The sequence below is a fragment of the Bacillus sp. B1-b2 genome, assembly GCF_009183415.1.
Classification (GTDB): Bacteria; Bacillota; Bacilli; order Bacillales; family Cytobacillaceae; genus Niallia.
This window is the reverse complement of record NZ_WEHU01000003.1, coordinates 78,722-93,723: the sequence shown is the minus strand read 5'-3', so window position 1 is coordinate 93,723 and position 15,002 is coordinate 78,722. Positions and strand designations below refer to the sequence as shown.

20 protein-coding genes and 1 pseudogene are annotated in these 15,002 nt (G+C 32.7%); 13 read left to right on the top strand and 8 right to left on the bottom strand.

Annotation, left to right across the window (positions count from 1 at the left end; all coding sequences use genetic code 11):
- The first annotated feature begins 80 nt into the window (after nt 1–80).
- Entirely contained in the window at nt 81–608 is a 528-nt protein-coding gene (locus tag F9279_RS03955; protein WP_152111493.1) for an ECF transporter S component, read from the top strand.
- A 254-nt stretch (nt 609–862) separates the two neighbouring features.
- Here the strand turns inward: F9279_RS03955 and F9279_RS03950 are convergent, their stop codons facing one another.
- The 7 genes from F9279_RS03950 to F9279_RS26050 all read right to left on the bottom strand — a co-directional run bounded on the left by F9279_RS03950 (nt 863) and on the right by F9279_RS26050 (nt 4,900).
- Nucleotides 863–1,108: a hypothetical protein gene (locus F9279_RS03950; protein ID WP_152111492.1), complete on the bottom strand. Its 246-nt coding sequence runs from the start codon at nt 1,106–1,108 to the stop codon at nt 863–865.
- A gap of 158 nt (nt 1,109–1,266) precedes the next feature.
- On the bottom strand, nt 1,267–1,467 hold the full coding sequence (locus F9279_RS03945; RefSeq protein WP_152111491.1) for a hypothetical protein: 201 nt from the start codon (nt 1,465–1,467) through the stop codon (nt 1,267–1,269).
- A 28-nt stretch (nt 1,468–1,495) separates the two neighbouring features.
- Nucleotides 1,496–2,392, bottom strand: a complete 897-nt coding sequence (locus F9279_RS03940; RefSeq protein ID WP_413463191.1) for an MFS transporter — start codon at nt 2,390–2,392, stop codon at nt 1,496–1,498.
- Between the two features lie 44 nt (nt 2,393–2,436).
- The gene (locus tag F9279_RS25555; protein WP_226793197.1) at nt 2,437–2,709 is read right to left on the bottom strand and encodes a hypothetical protein; all 273 of its coding nucleotides are present in this window, start codon (nt 2,707–2,709) and stop codon (nt 2,437–2,439) included.
- A complete protein-coding gene (locus F9279_RS03935; RefSeq protein WP_152111490.1) occupies nt 2,709–3,734 on the bottom strand; it encodes an ArsR/SmtB family transcription factor in 1,026 nt (341 codons plus the stop codon). Before F9279_RS03935 ends, F9279_RS25555 begins: the two co-directional genes overlap by 1 nt.
- A gap of 318 nt (nt 3,735–4,052) precedes the next feature.
- Entirely contained in the window at nt 4,053–4,733 is a 681-nt protein-coding gene (locus F9279_RS03930) for a LysR family transcriptional regulator substrate-binding protein (RefSeq protein ID WP_319020742.1), read from the bottom strand.
- Between the two features lie 2 nt (nt 4,734–4,735).
- Entirely contained in the window at nt 4,736–4,900 is a 165-nt protein-coding gene (locus F9279_RS26050) for a LysR family transcriptional regulator (protein ID WP_319020741.1), read from the bottom strand.
- Between the two features lie 119 nt (nt 4,901–5,019).
- On the opposite strand from F9279_RS26050, the gene F9279_RS03925 reads away from it, so the two are divergent.
- From F9279_RS03925 to F9279_RS03885, 8 genes and pseudogenes are all read left to right on the top strand, one after another.
- The gene (locus F9279_RS03925; protein ID WP_152111489.1) at nt 5,020–5,760 is read left to right on the top strand and encodes an SDR family NAD(P)-dependent oxidoreductase; all 741 of its coding nucleotides are present in this window, start codon (nt 5,020–5,022) and stop codon (nt 5,758–5,760) included.
- Nucleotides 5,761–5,860: 100 nt separating this feature from the next.
- Nucleotides 5,861–6,046, top strand: a pseudogene (locus tag F9279_RS03920) (hypothetical protein); the annotation flags it as partial.
- Between the two features lie 530 nt (nt 6,047–6,576).
- Nucleotides 6,577–6,966 (top strand): hypothetical protein, encoded by a 390-nt coding sequence (locus F9279_RS03915; RefSeq protein ID WP_152111488.1) that lies wholly within the window; start codon nt 6,577–6,579, stop codon nt 6,964–6,966.
- Between the two features lie 233 nt (nt 6,967–7,199).
- Nucleotides 7,200–7,952: a GNAT family N-acetyltransferase gene (locus tag F9279_RS03910; protein ID WP_152111487.1), complete on the top strand. Its 753-nt coding sequence runs from the start codon at nt 7,200–7,202 to the stop codon at nt 7,950–7,952.
- Between the two features lie 175 nt (nt 7,953–8,127).
- Nucleotides 8,128–8,838: a dihydropteridine reductase gene (locus F9279_RS03905; protein WP_152111486.1), complete on the top strand. Its 711-nt coding sequence runs from the start codon at nt 8,128–8,130 to the stop codon at nt 8,836–8,838.
- Between the two features lie 107 nt (nt 8,839–8,945).
- Entirely contained in the window at nt 8,946–9,122 is a 177-nt protein-coding gene (locus F9279_RS26160) for a GNAT family N-acetyltransferase (RefSeq protein ID WP_193224435.1), read from the top strand.
- Nucleotides 9,123–9,474: 352 nt separating this feature from the next.
- On the top strand, nt 9,475–10,443 hold the full coding sequence (locus tag F9279_RS03890) for a quinone oxidoreductase family protein (RefSeq protein ID WP_152111485.1): 969 nt from the start codon (nt 9,475–9,477) through the stop codon (nt 10,441–10,443).
- A gap of 469 nt (nt 10,444–10,912) precedes the next feature.
- A complete protein-coding gene (locus F9279_RS03885; RefSeq protein ID WP_152111484.1) occupies nt 10,913–11,320 on the top strand; it encodes a VOC family protein in 408 nt (135 codons plus the stop codon).
- A 297-nt stretch (nt 11,321–11,617) separates the two neighbouring features.
- Here F9279_RS03885 and F9279_RS03880 read toward each other — a convergent pair whose 3' ends face one another.
- Nucleotides 11,618–12,283, bottom strand: coding sequence for a Crp/Fnr family transcriptional regulator (locus F9279_RS03880; RefSeq protein ID WP_226793193.1), 666 nt, complete (start codon nt 12,281–12,283; stop codon nt 11,618–11,620).
- Between the two features lie 155 nt (nt 12,284–12,438).
- Between F9279_RS03880 and F9279_RS03875 the strand changes: the two genes are divergently transcribed.
- The 4 genes from F9279_RS03875 to F9279_RS03860 all read left to right on the top strand — a co-directional run bounded on the left by F9279_RS03875 (nt 12,439) and on the right by F9279_RS03860 (nt 14,950).
- On the top strand, nt 12,439–12,762 hold the full coding sequence (locus tag F9279_RS03875; protein ID WP_226793190.1) for a cupin domain-containing protein: 324 nt from the start codon (nt 12,439–12,441) through the stop codon (nt 12,760–12,762).
- Between the two features lie 16 nt (nt 12,763–12,778).
- Nucleotides 12,779–13,129, top strand: coding sequence for a cupin domain-containing protein (locus F9279_RS03870; protein ID WP_152111482.1), 351 nt, complete (start codon nt 12,779–12,781; stop codon nt 13,127–13,129).
- 14 nt (nt 13,130–13,143) lie between these two features.
- The gene (locus F9279_RS03865; protein ID WP_152111481.1) at nt 13,144–13,905 is read left to right on the top strand and encodes a class I SAM-dependent methyltransferase; all 762 of its coding nucleotides are present in this window, start codon (nt 13,144–13,146) and stop codon (nt 13,903–13,905) included.
- Between the two features lie 151 nt (nt 13,906–14,056).
- Complete coding sequence (locus F9279_RS03860; RefSeq protein WP_152111480.1) at nt 14,057–14,950, top strand: AraC family transcriptional regulator; 894 nt, start codon at nt 14,057–14,059, stop codon at nt 14,948–14,950.
- Nucleotides 14,951–15,002 lie beyond the last annotated feature (52 nt).

Here is a 15,002-nt window from a genome sequence, read left to right as displayed (position 1 = left end):
ATACTAGTAATCATTAAGAAAGAGGAGAATCTTTTTTATAATCTGAACACAAACACTTGAATGGACTCGGGGGGATTTACATGTTAACAACAAATCAAAACAAAACGAGAATGTTGGTTCTCAATGCACTATTTATTACTTTAACGTTTTTGGCTACAATGTTTATCAACATTAGGCTACCATTGATGGGAAACGGAGGACTAATTCACTTAGGTAATGTTCCACTATTAATTGCTGCCTTTGTTTTAGGAAAAAAATCAGGCGCAATAGTAGGCGCATTCGGAATGGCTCTATTTGATATTATTTCCGGATGGACATTATGGGCTCCATTTACCTTTGTTATCGTTGGTGCAATGGGATATGTAGCGGGACTAATTGCTGAAAAGCTGCCAGGTAAAAAGAGTTTTGTATACATACTGGCAATCGCGGTTGCGCTTATCATCAAAGTTGTTGGTTATTATTTTACAGAAGTTATTCTTTACAGTAACTGGATTCAGCCGTTCGGCTCTGTCCCAGGTAACATCATGCAACTAGTTATTGCCGGCATTGTTGTTGTTCCACTTGCAAATGGCTTTAAGCAAAGGATTGGGCGCTCTAACTCTATATAAATTGGTCGGCCGGTTCTAAACCGGTCTTTTTAGATAAAGTACATTTGGAACGAGGAGGGGTTACTTCTATAAAGAGTTAATTTTGAGCCTTTTTATTTGGAAATGTTATTAATGGAAGTAGTTAACCCCCTTATATAATTATGCAGTTTACTCCACATTTCAAATTAATTAGATTATTGGATTAATAATATATAATACTTACTTATATATCTATAGTGGCAACACCTCTTGCATTAATGTAAGCAAGAAGGTTGTTAAGCCTTTTCTTCCAATAGCTCCTCTAATAGAATAAACCATACGTCATTCGGCTCGGTTTGGGAGATGTTTAGTCCTCTAATAGAAAAAACAAGATCTGAAAATTGATTCCATTCTTCTATAGTTTTAACTTGTCCTAATACTGACTTTATTTCTTCGTGTTGTCCTTGTCCTGCAAAAATCCCTACTTGTTTTTTTCCCCATTTCTCGCCGAAAATGAATGATAAATAGTCATGTAGATTCATTAATGTACTCCTTTTCCGAATATACATATTTTGATTAACGTTACTATGATTTAACATAGTGAGGTAAGAGTATATTGTTTTTTTCTAGGAATATTTAAGAGAACAGAGCAGATATTTTCATTAACTAAAGGAGGTTAGTTGAAGAATCATAGTTTCTCTTATTTACTGATACGGTTTATTTTATTGTTTCTCACTAATCCGTAGCCTGTAAGAACTATTAAAAATAGGCATAGTATGATAAATGTTACAGTGTAACCTATATTATTTTCCTTATAATTTTCAAAAGCGAACATCCCCATTGCAATAGCATTGATCAAAAGACTGAATAGTATTAATGGGTGTATCTTGGTTCTATCCATTATTTTCCACACCTCCTATTCTAATATTCTACCATATTCCATTTTTCAGCAACAATCTTTGGAAAAGAAGCTTCATAAAAAAATATAAACCAGGTAGTACAATAAATGTCCCTATGAATAAATAGGTTAATCGTGTGCTCATTCCTAGAAATGAAGCAGAGGCAAATAAAATTCCTAAAGGCATCGTTATTCTTAAAAAAAGTAAACGAATAGAACTTAATTGTGCAAGTCTATCTCTAGGTGCTTCTTTCTGAAAGTATGCAGCGCTCTGAGCATTAAACAATGGAAATAAAATCCCGCCAATAAGCTCACATGCCCATGCCAGTAGGATAGTTGGAACGAAAAAAAGAAAAACAAAGGAAAGTCCGCCACCGATTAATCCTGAATACATGATAAGCTTGTTTTTTGGTAACTTTGTGAGCAGTAGCATTCCTATCGCGTAACCAACGGGGAAAGTACCAGAGAATATCGCATACTCCCATGCTTGTCCATTGAGTTCACCGCGAATAAAAGGAACATTTAATACTAAGGTTGCTCCTACGGCGAACTGGACAATGGAAGATAGGATCGTTAATTTCAATAAATAGGGATATTGAAAAAATGTGAAGTAACCTGCTTTTAATTCTTCCCACCAGAACTTTTTCGACCAGGTTGATATTTTTTCTACACTTTTCTGTGGTAGTTGTAATAAGGAAATATAGCTAAGTAAAAACATGACACTTGAAATAATGTATATCACATAAAGAGGACTTATTAAGAGTAGTAGAGATGTAATACCAGGTGCAATAAAGCTCATTAATCTAAGCGTGCCGTCTAATACACTATTTGCTTGTATTAGTTCTTTTTCAGCGCATAAATCAGGTAGTAGAGAGAATGATATACTTGCATATAATGGCTGAACTAAGCCTAATAGTAATTGTAAAATAATTAGACTTATTATGGTGATAGAATTCTCTCCACTTAAGTAGCCTAAGAAAGGTAGAATATATGCACCTGAACGGATAAGTTGTATATTTTTAGCATTTTTTCTTTCAAAACATGGTTAAGAAAAGGTGAGCTTATCCCTTGAAGTACTAAGGATGGAAGAAAGTAGATTATCCAAAGAGCTCCCATCCATTCCTTTGAACCAGTTACTTCATATAACAGTAAACCGTTTACAATTCCACCAGCAGCTCCTCCAAATTCAGAAATAATCTCACCGATCCATAGTGCTTTAAATGATCTTGAATAGGGTATTTTCATCATTTGTCACCAAGGTATGTATGAAGTTGTGATGTAAAAGATTGGATTTGTACAGTGTTTGCTGAATAAGTACCTTTATCTACAGTAATAAATTTTGCTGCTTTTAGTAAAGACAGCTGATGATGAAGAGTTGTTTTAGTAACATTAAAACTCGTACTTAGTTCTTGCAGAGAATGAGGTCCTCTCATTATTTGATAGAGTAATTTTAATCTAAGTTCGTCTCCTAAAGCTTTATGTCCACGTATAAGTTCTTGTGATGGAACACCTGGCTCAAGGAGGGACTCCTCTTTAATTGGATAAAAGAATAACTTCGTTTCATTTGTGCGTAGCTCTAAGAGCCATGGGCGGTAAGAAACATGTGGAATAAGCTTGATATTCCATATAGAAGGCTCAGGTAGGTATTTAACGCCACCAGTTATTCTTTCTATTTCTTCATATGGTTTTGTATAATCAATAGTTACATTTTGTTTCTCTTCAAATGAGAGAGCTTGCATCCATTTCTTCCAATCTCCCTTTTCATGAAACCAATCATACCAATCTGAAAGAGTTTCAATAAATAAAGAAATGATCTCTGTTTTGTTTCTTTGAGAGAGTGATAGAACATATCCTACTAGGTATTCATGTTTTTTGAATAGTGAAGCATATTTATGTAGATTAGAAAGGTTCTTAGCTGTATGTTGTCTAAATGATTCATTTATGCGGTCTTTGTAAGGTAGTAATGCTTCATAAAATTCATCGGAAGTTAACGTATTGATGGCATCTGAAAATTCTAGGATAGTATTAGCTGCAAGTTTACTTTGCATTAATAGGATTCCATACCATAAATTAGTATCTTGAATTTCATTTAGGTTTTTAATTAATCTAGGTGACATAGAAGTATCATTCCAAATTTCATCAAACTCAAAAGTGTGACGTAATTGTGTATAGGTATATCCTGCTATCCCTAATGCGATTTCCCAAACTGATGAATAATCAATAGAAATGGTTACATTCTCTTGTGGTAATGTAGAATAAATAGTTTTCATGCGTTCCTCCTTGGTTAATTAGAAATGATATATTAATTCTAAAATAATTGAAATAAAAATTCAATGTTTTTCGAATTAATAAAGACATAAGAATAACTCCTAATTATTCTTATGATACATTTGACTCTAAAAGGGAACTGTAAAAATATAAGGATATGATGTGAAGAACTTTACTTACACTATCAGGTGCATTCTCAAAAATCTAGGCAACTTATATGCTTCCATTATGGCAGTTTAGCCTACGTTCATTTTTACAAAATTAAATGTAAATAGATTAACTATCTAAATTAACTTTTAGTTTCTTAGCTATTAGATGTGTTAAAGATTACTCATTTGCAAGAATCGAATAAACTTTCTTAAACCAGGTGTTTGTTGTTTTCTGTTTTTAATGATAAAATCTACTTTTATTTTTTTAGGAAGTTCAGTGAATTCGATTTCCTGTGTATCCTTTCTAGTTATTGCAATGTCTTTCGGTATGATACTAATACCAAGTCCATCATGAACTGCTTGAATAATGGATTCTAGTGAATCAAACTCAATAATAGTAGATCGATTAAAATTCCTTTCATTAAAAAAGTTCAATAATTGTTTTCTATATATGCAATTTTCATCACTATTAACGATTAAAATTTGATTAGATTTCATATTTATTGAATGAAGTAGAGGAGATATTAGTACAATTTCCTCAAAATAACTAAAAATAGTTTCATACTCTGTTAAACGATAGCCATTATTTACAAAAATACCATCAACTTCACCATAGAACAGCATTTCTGCTAGCTTTGAGTTATTATTTGTTTTTATTTTCACATCAATATTACTGTATTCTTTTAAAAAAGAAGAAAGTAGATGGGGGATTTTAACTGCTGAAATGGTTTGAGTTGCTCCTATCTTTAAAGATTCTCTCCATTTGTTAGGATTAACTGCTGTCTTTGCTTCATCTAATAATTGTAGTATGTCATTTGTATAATTCAATAATGTGTTTCCCTCTTCAGTCATTGTTACCCCCTATTATTTCGCATGAATAACGGCACACCTAGTTCATCTTCTAATTTTTTAATCCGTTGACTAACATTTGATTGAACATATCCCAATTTTTCAGCAGCTCTAGATACTGATTGCAATTCTGCAACTTGTTTAAAAATCTTTAATTCATGGCTTTCCATCAATTCACCCTTCTCATTGGCATCATTTTAAATGATATCCGTTTCATTATTATGTATTATACTCTTCGATTTGATTGAAGCATAATGTAATGAAAAAACTGTGTAAGGATGATTTTTGTATGAAATTAATGGATAAAGTAGTAATCGTTACAGGTGGTGGCACAGGAGTTGGAAGAGCAACAGCAATAAAACTAGCTTCTGAAGGGGCGAAGGTTGTAATAAATTACAGTCAATCGGAAAAGGAGGCTTTTCATGTAGTTACTGAGATTAAAGAACTAGGAGGGGAAGCCATTGCTTACAAAGCAAATGTAGCAATAGAAAAGGAAGTATATGATTTAGTATCTCACACTGTTCAAACTTTTGGATCTGTGGATGGTTTAGTAAACAATGCGAGTATTACAGCTCAAATAGCTATGGACAATTTAGAAGCTGTAACAGATGAAGTATGGGATTCGCTTTTCAATGTGAATGTAAAGGGAATGTTTCATTGTGTAAAAGCTGTTGTCCCACATATGAAAAACCAACAATCTGGAGCTATTGTTAATTTAGGGAGTGTAGCAGGATTGACTGGCATAGGTTCGTCAATTCCATACGCAGCAACAAAATCAGCGATTCACACAATGACAAGGTCACTGGCTATTGCATTGGCCCCTAACATCAGAGTTAATAGTATTTCTCCTGGAGCTGTAGATACAAGGTGGTGGGTTGGTAATGAAGAAAAGATGTATCAACTTGCAGGTCAATTACCATTACAGAGAATATCAATACCAGATGATATTGCAGAAGCTATCCTTTTTCAACTAACGCAAGAATCGATAACAGGTCAAGTATTTACTATAGATAATGGACAAACACTATAATGGAAGTGAATTTGCTTATAGAAATAATAACTAAATTGATCTCCAATCATTTGTTTTTGATTCTATGTTAAATGAATAAGAAATAGCTTTTTCGAATAGGCCATATGAAAATTCGGGATTATATCATGAAAGTCTTTGGAGTATGAATAGTGATTTATTTTGGAAAGCATTTCTTTTTGAAACACCATTTGTCCTTTTGAAGCTGACTCCAACCATTATGGCTGTTTTATTTGGTATTAGTTTTTATCAATTTTACCGTAAGTACTCGCTGTTAAAAGAAAAATAATGTGAAATATATTTCTATACATGAGCGTTGATCCAATAGGGATTAGTGCTTTTTTTCTGGAAATGGAAACATTGGGCTATGCTATGGTTTTCAAATAATTCTTGGTACACTATCAAATTTGAAATAATTAGCAAAATAAACGGAAAATTCCGATTAAATGCTGATGAACTCTTATTTGGAGGATAATAAGGAGAGTTTTTCCGGTTAAGTAAGGAAAAATGCCCATATTTAATGTGCTTTAAGAAAATAGTCGGAATTTCTCCGGCTATTGGGGCTATTTTTCATGGGAGGAAAGAAATAACGGAATTTTCTCCGGTTATTTCTCTGATTGGCCTTTACATGGTAGTTGTTTCTGGAAAAGGTGATTGTTTTTTAGTTTACTATTTTCAGTCCAAAAGGGGCAGCATCTTATAAAGAGTAAATGGTGAAACTTTCTATCAAATTATTTCGTAATATTAATATAACCATATATTGGATGTTGATAAGTGGTTAAATTTTTTAAAAGCTCACTAAAAGGGGGGAAAATAAATATGGTAAAAAGACTTTCTATGTTGGTGATTATAGCAATATTAGCAATCACAGCTCTGTTGTTAGCTGCTAAAAATCCAACAGGTCCTAATACGGTGTCATTTGATAAACCAGTAGAATTGCTAATATCCTTAGGGAATCTAGTACTTCTACTATTACCACCTATGATTTTATCATTCTTTAATCATGTTGCTTTCCGTATTATATCAGCCATTTATCAAGCTATAATTGTATTGGCATTTTTAGGCCTAATTTTAGTAGGTTTTGTGATTCCAAGTACTTTAATCATAATAATTGGGGCTTTAGGTGTTATTGTTGGTATTAGTAGTATTTTAGTTACCATTTTAGAGGGACTTAAGAAGCAAGATAACCCAGCTCAGGCGATTAAGTGACTTGAATCTTAGGAAACACTTAAGATGGGAATCATATTAGATATTATTCAAAAAGAACTGTGGGAGACTGCAGTTCTTTGTTTATTGGTACCAACATTCCTACAAGTGTAATAGAGATCCTACTTATCTCAGAATAGAAGAGTGAAAGAATAAATAAAGGAATAATAAATCGGAGTGTATAATTATATGTATGAGTGAATTTTAATACAGTAATTATGAAAGGAGTTGTAAGTATGACTAGAAACAAATTAATTCAAAAAATAGAGGAATTATCGATAAATGCCTTACCCGCAATACAAACGAATGTTTATGATGGATGGGTTTTACGATTTGCTGATGGATATACCAAAAGAGCCAATTCCATTCAGCCTATCTATTTTTCAAATGAAAACTTGGATAAAAAAATAGAAATGGCAGAACAAGTGTATCGTAGAAGACAATTAAAGGTTATCTATAAAATGACGCAGCAAGTATTTCCTGAACATTTAGATAGGACTCTTGAACAAAAAGGATATATTCTTGATAGCTTGACAAGTGTTCAAGTTATATCATTGAATGACCTAGAGGTTGAAATAAAGAATCATGCTATTATTAATAACGATCTACAAGATGATTGGTTTATTAATTTTTGTACCTTAAATAATGTAGCGGAAAAAGACCAAATAACATTAAAACAAATGCTAAGAAACATAATCGCTAACACTTGTTATTTTTTATTAACGGATGATGATAATGAAATCATAGCTTGTGGGATGTGTGTATTGGAAGGTGAATACATAGGGTTATTTGATATAGTGACTACCGCAAAGTATAGAAACAGAGGTTATGGAAGTATCCTTATTCAAAATATTTTACAATGGGGCATGGATAATGGAGCAAAATATGCGTACCTTCAAGTTATGTTAAATAATGCTCCAGCATTAAAACTTTACTCCAAATTAGGGTTTAAGGAAATATATAAATATTGGTATAGAATAAAAGAATAACTCTTTGAATCTTGTTAATTAAGTGGGACTTCCTAGTTAATGTTGTATTAGGGCTAGTAGCTAGGAAAATTAATTTTTTTAAAATTATATGAAATAATTAATCTTTTTAATTGAGAATTGTTATCAACTGTTGTATGCTAGTTATAATACATATATTGATTAAGGAGATAATACAATGCAAATATACTGGACTAAAATAAATAAAATTATTGAGGAAACGCCTGAGGTAAGAACATACTTGCTTGACTGTCCGAAAGACTTCACATGGGAAGGTGGCTCCCACACCCACTTCGCACTGGAAGGTTTCAATGCAGGTGACAAACCAATTCGAAGTCTAATTCGTCATATGTCAATCTCGACTTTACCCCATGAAAATGCAATCGGTATTACAACACGTATCAAAGAGCAGTGCTCTGAGTTTAAATCAACTTTAAGCAATCATGAACTAGGCAAGGAAGTGGCAATATTTAAGACTCATTCGAATATACCGCTTAAAAGAGAAGATAAAAATGTTTACCTGTTGTCATCAGGTGTAGGTTTAGCAACTTTCAGACCTCTTGTACTAGAATATTTCGAATGTGATGACAATGTAAATCAAATCCATTCGCTGAATGTTGATTCTACAAAAGATTACTTATTCACCAATATTTTTAAATCCACTCCTGACAAGAAGTTTACGGCACAATTTGTTGATTCCCGTAAAGAATACTATGAAGAAGTGAAAAATCTTGCTTCAGACAAGAATGGGCATTTCTATATTGTTGGCAGTGACGAGTTCCTTGTGCAGAATATTGAAGTATTGCGTGAGCAGGGGATTAAGCCAGAACAGATTATGCTCGATAAGCGTGAACAAGATTTGCCTAAGTTTTTATCAGTAGAAGTATAAAATTATGTGAGAGGATATATTTTCTTATTAAATACTAACTGATTGTTTCATTTAAGGGTACATTTCTTTTATAAAATAATACGAGAATAATAGGTGAAACAAAAGAATTGCGGGAAACTGCAGTTCTTTTGTTGTTATTTTCTTTTTATTTTAGAGAAAAACAAACTGATAGTTTTATTGGTTTGGTTTCTATTGACTCTTATCATGAAGGCAGGTATCTTGAAATATCCTATCAACTATTACCAAGTTGGTGGGGGAAAGGGTTTTGCAACAGAAGTACTTAAATTGATTATTCATTATGCTTTTAGCTAATTAAATCTTACAAAGTAGTGGCGGAAACATAAACTGCTAATAAAAGTTCTTGTAGGCTCCTAGAGAGAGTAGGTATGAAATTAGAACATAACATTATCAGATTTGGTGCTGAACAAACGAATTATTCAATGAAATCATACTGATAAAAGTCAGCCTTACACTATAAGTTAGTATAATAAAACTTGTTTTATTACCATAAATATGAAGCAAATCTCTATCATAAAGTATATAAGAAAATTTGAGTAGGTTTTACTTAAATTAATTGTTTTAAACTAATCTGCAAGCTAATGTCAATATTAAGTTGAATTGTTAGGGGGATAAGAAATGAAAGCTTTAATTCAAAGGGAATTTGGTGAGGCAGACGTACTTTCATACTCGGATATTGAAATACCTAAAATTAGAAAAGAAGAATGTTTAATAAAAGTAGCATATACAAGTGTGAATTATGCTGATATTAAAACAAGAATTGGAAATAAAGGAAAAGGAATTTTCCCTTTAATATTGGGTCTTGATACTGCAGGGACAATCGTAGAAGTTGCTGCTAATTCGAGTTTTTCCATTGGAGATCGTGTGATTGCTTTTCCAAGAGGTGGTTCATATGCAGAATATGTAATTGCAAATGAAAAATTAGTGTTTAAAATACCTGACACTCTTTCCTTTGAACAGGCTGCCGCAATGCCGACTGTATCCATCTTATCATATATCCTTTTCCATGAGATTGGGCAAGTAAAGAAAACAGATACCATTGTTATACATAGTGCTGCTGGAGGAGTAGGTTCAATGCTTGTGCAATTAGCTAGATTATCAGGTGTTAGGCATATAATTGGGACAGTTGGTAAGAAAGACAAAGAAAACTATGTGAAAAAATTAGGGGCTGACATTGTTTGTTCTTATGAAACATTTGTAGAGGAAGTGAATGAGGAAACAAATAATCAAGGTGCGAACGTTATCTTTGATTCGGTTGCTGGTGGTGTTACAAGTATGAGTTTAGATTGTTTAGCGTATTATGGCACTCTAGTACAATTCGGAAATAGTAGTGGAAAAACAGGTCATATTAAAACAAGTGATGTTCATAGTAGTTGTCGAAATATTAAAGGATTTAGCTTAGGTACTACAAGAAAATATAATCCAATACGATTGGCACCAGTTGCAGAAAAAGTAATTGAACTTTTTGATTCAAAACAGCTTTCACTCCCGATAGCAGAAATATTTAATTTAGAAAATGCTGCTTCAGCTCATAAATTAATTGAAAGCCGTAACTATGAAGGAAAAGTTTTACTTAAAGTTAAATGATAAAGAAGACTTAAATTATAGACATTGTTGTGCTGGCAGCTATTTCCTTATATAAAGGGAGTGTTTCTTTTTTATGTCACTACAGGGGTAGCATATCTCTGTAAAATAAAAAAAGTCGAAAAAATAAAAAGTGAGAGAATTTCCTTTTTGGATTATTTTCCTTTTCACTTTGTTGAAAAAAGATGATGTCCTTTAAAATTCGAATAATTTATGTGGCATTAGTCTGTCGAGAACTTACATAGGTACTTAACTAACGGCATAGGGGGATGATCTCCATGAAGCTAGAGAATTTCTTAAAACAGTAAGGAAGGAGTTAATTAAATTTTTGGTTAGATATTAGGTTAATATTAGTTCTAATCTACTTTGAAAACATGCACAGTGAATCATGTATCTATATTGTGAATCTCTTAATTTTTTCAATATTTGACATATTAAGTTGGTGTTGATAGAGTAATCTTGAGGTGATAAAATGACTTTCCAATCCAAAAATATCTTTATCAATTTACCTGTAAAAGATGTGAAAAAGTCTACCGAATTTTTTCAATCAGTTGGTTTCGAAATCAACTTGCAATTCACAAATGAAGACACAACCTGTTTGATCGTTAGTGATAATATTTTTGTTTTATTACTAAGTGAATCTCGATTCAAAGATTTTACTACAAAAGAAATAGTTGATGCAGTAACCTCTGCTCAAGCGATTTACTGTTTATCTGCTGAAAGTCGTGAGCAAGTAGACGAATTAGTAAACAAAGCATTTGCAGCTGGTGGGAAACCATCGAGTGACAAGCAAGATCATAGTTTCATGTATGGATGGGGCTTTCAGGACTTAGATGGCTATCTGTGGGAAGTTGCTTACATGGATGAAAGTAAGCTGTAGGAATAACTAATGTGAATAGTTGAAGTAGAGATGGTGTCTTTTAGGCATCATTTTTTCTTGAAAGGGAACGTGTAGATTGAGAGTTATTGTAAGAGATTCCGTTACCTAAAAAACGAACTATTCAAGATAATACTAAATAGTTCGTTTTTTAATATATATATACATATCTTGTAATGGAGAATAAGATACTCGACTGTTAGGTTTGAGGAGAAGGAATAGGACATTAAAGGATTAAAAAAAACGCCTACATAGAGCGAACATTCTTGATATTCACTTACACTAATGCATAAATAACCATCATCCTTTCAAAAGCTGAAAAGTATTCCGAGAATAAACGATTAACTCTTCTTCCTGCATTCTACTAAGCTCTCTAGATAGTGCACTTCTATCTACCATTAAGTAATTGGCGAGCTCTTCTCTAGAAAATGGAATGGTAAATAGTTTATCATCACTTTTTTTGGACTGTAGATGTAAATAATGCCATATTTTATTTCGTAAGTTTTTATGTGAAACAATATCTAGTTTAGTATACAATTCTTGATTTTTCTTTAGTAAAAGTGAGAAAAGATTTTCTATTATTCGCACTCTCAATCCACAAATAACCTTACCCTGTTGTATAATATTTTCTTTTTGTATGAACAGAATGTCACAATCTGTTGCTGCTGTCACATCATAGTCTATTCCGCTCTGCGTGAATTGTAGTGCTGTTTCTCCAACAATATCTCCTTCGCTTAATTCAGTGAATATAAATGTTGATCCCGTTATATCTTCATTACTGACAAAGATACTTCCCTTTAAAACAATTCCGATAGAAGGCAGAGTTTTCTCTTTGTTAAAAATCACCTCTCTTTTTTTGTAATGTTTTGTATATCCCTTCAAACAATTGATCGATTGGATGATTTCCACTTCAGAGAAATCATGGAATACATCCATCTGTTTTAAAATCTCCATATTTTCTTTCAAAATTAGTCTCCTCTTGTTGCACAGGCAACCGAAATTTAAACATTTCTTTGCTATACTCCACTTAGTTGATAAAGGTTCTCACTATAGATGAATATTATTATAGCTAAATACCTACAATATTCAACTGCATTTATAGGAGAAAGAAAGGAGATATGATGACAATTCCATTTGAAGAGGTTTTTTCGTTAAGGGAAAGTATTACTTTCCGAAAAAACCAAATTACGAGTCGTATTGTAATAAGTGATAAAAATACCCATATTGTTTTGTATGCTATGGATGCGGAGGAAAGTATTAGTAGCGAATCCTCCCCTCATAGCAAAATGCTCATAGTGATTGAAGGAAACGTAAAGATTGTGATGGATGATTCATGCCATACTCTACGACTTGGTGAGGCATTATTAATAGAAAGTAATAAAAAACATTCCATTGAAGCAGAAGATACATGCAAGTTCATTCAAATTAATTTTAATAAAAAATAAAAAGGGGATAGGAAAAATGGGAACTACAACGCTAATAAAAAAATTACCACATTCAGAAGTTTTCAGATTAGAGGATATGGTACTAGTAGATGCAAATCAAGTGTCAAGCATGACAATCGTACAAAAACCTTCTATTGGAATAACACTATTTTCATTAGGTAAAGGAGAAGGAATTAAAATGCATACCTCTCCTGGAGATGCGATGGTGCAAATTCTTTCTGGGAAGGCAGAAATTATGATAGGAGAAGATAAGTATACAGTTCAAGTTGGTGAAACAATTATTTTGCCAGCAGATATACCACATTCTCTACAGGCAGTCGAATCTTTTCAAATGCTTTTAATTGTTGTGAAACCAGACAAAGAATAAGGGAGCTGAATAAAATGGGGAAAACAGAAGTAGGACACAATTTTTTGGCCAGATTAGGGAAAAAGCGATTAAGACCAGGTGGAATTGCTGCAACTAATTGGTTAATAAATCAGGCAAATTTAACAACTGAAACGAAGGTATTAGAAGTTGCTTGTAATATGTGTACCACTTCCATAGAGTTAGCAGGAAAATATAAATGCCACATAACAGCAGTTGATATGGATTCAAAGGCATTAGAAAAAGCAAGAAAGAATATTGAGCAGAACCAATTGCAAGATTTTATCACTGTACAACAAGCAAATGCTATGAAACTTCCATTTGAAAATGAATCATTTGATGTTGTATTTAATGAAGCTATGTTAACCATGTTCAATCAATCAGCAAAAAAGAAAGCCATTTCCGAATATTATCGTGTCTTAAAACCAGGTGGTGTGTTATTAACACACGATATTATGTTAACAAAAGGAACACCTGATAGACTTGTTGATACATTAAGAGACATTATTTCTGTAAATGTTTCTCCCTTACCAATAGAAGATTGGGAAAATACCTTTAAGGGGATTGGTTTTAGTGAAGTTAGGACAAACTCTGGAGCAATGAGTTTGATGAATCCAAAAGGGATGATTCGTGATGAAGGGTTACTTGGTATGTTAACAATTGTGAAGAATGGTCTAAAAAAGGAAAATAGAAATAAATTTAAGCAAATGTTCCAGTTCTTCAATAAGTCAGGAAAAAGCTTGAATTATATAGTTGTTTGCAGCAAAAAAGCGGGCTGAAATAACAGGTAAATAGAAAAAATTGGTTATTATATAATAAAATGAATATCATATTTTATAAACAAAAGAATAGAACCGACAAAATGGTGCACAAAATGTCGGGCAGGTACAATTCATTCTTGTTACTCTATTAATGAAAGGAGGTCATACAATGGATATGCTTAAGAATATGAATGAGGCTATGCGCTATATTGAGAATAACCTAACAGATGAAATAGATTATAAAGTTGTGGCAAGTACAGCACATTGTTCTGAATATCATTTTAAAAGAATGTTTTCGTTTCTTGCAGGTATTACATTATCAGAATATATCCGACGTAGAAGACTTAGCTTAGCAGCATTTGAGCTAATAAATAATGATATTAAGATTATTGATATTGCCCTCAAATATAGTTATAGCTCACCAGACTCATTCTCTAGAGCTTTTCAATATTTACACGGAGTGACACCATCAGAAGCAAGAAAAAATGGGCAGCAATTAAAAGTCTATCCACCAATGACCTTCCAATTATCAATTAAAGGAGGACATGAAATGAATTATCGAATTGTACAAAAAGAGGCATTTAATATAGTTGGTATGATGAAAAGAGTGCCAATTATTTTTGAAGGAGAGAACCCAGAAATAACTGCAATGTGGAAATCTTTAACGATGGAAAAAATAGAGCAATTAAAGGAACTCTCTAACGTGGAACCTAAAGGAATGATACAAGCGTCAACAAACTTTTCTGAAGGACGTATGGACGAGAAAGGAGAGCTGGATCAGTATATTGGAGTAGCAACAACACAACAGTGCCCTGATCACTTTTCAAAGCTAGAAGTTCCGGGATTAACGTGGGCCATATTTGAAACCACAGGACCTTTTCCAAGTACACTTCAGGAAACATGGGGAAGAATTTATTCAGAATGGCTTCCATCTTCTAATTACGAAATAACAGAAGGTCCTGAAATCTTGTCCATTAAAACGAAAGACTTATCTTCTTCATCCGTATTGTCCGAAATCTGGATACCCGTGTTAAAAAAAGAAGTAGATAGAGCATCATTTTAGTGTATCTAGTTATGTAAATGAGGATATATTATGAAAGAAAGGAGTGAAATAG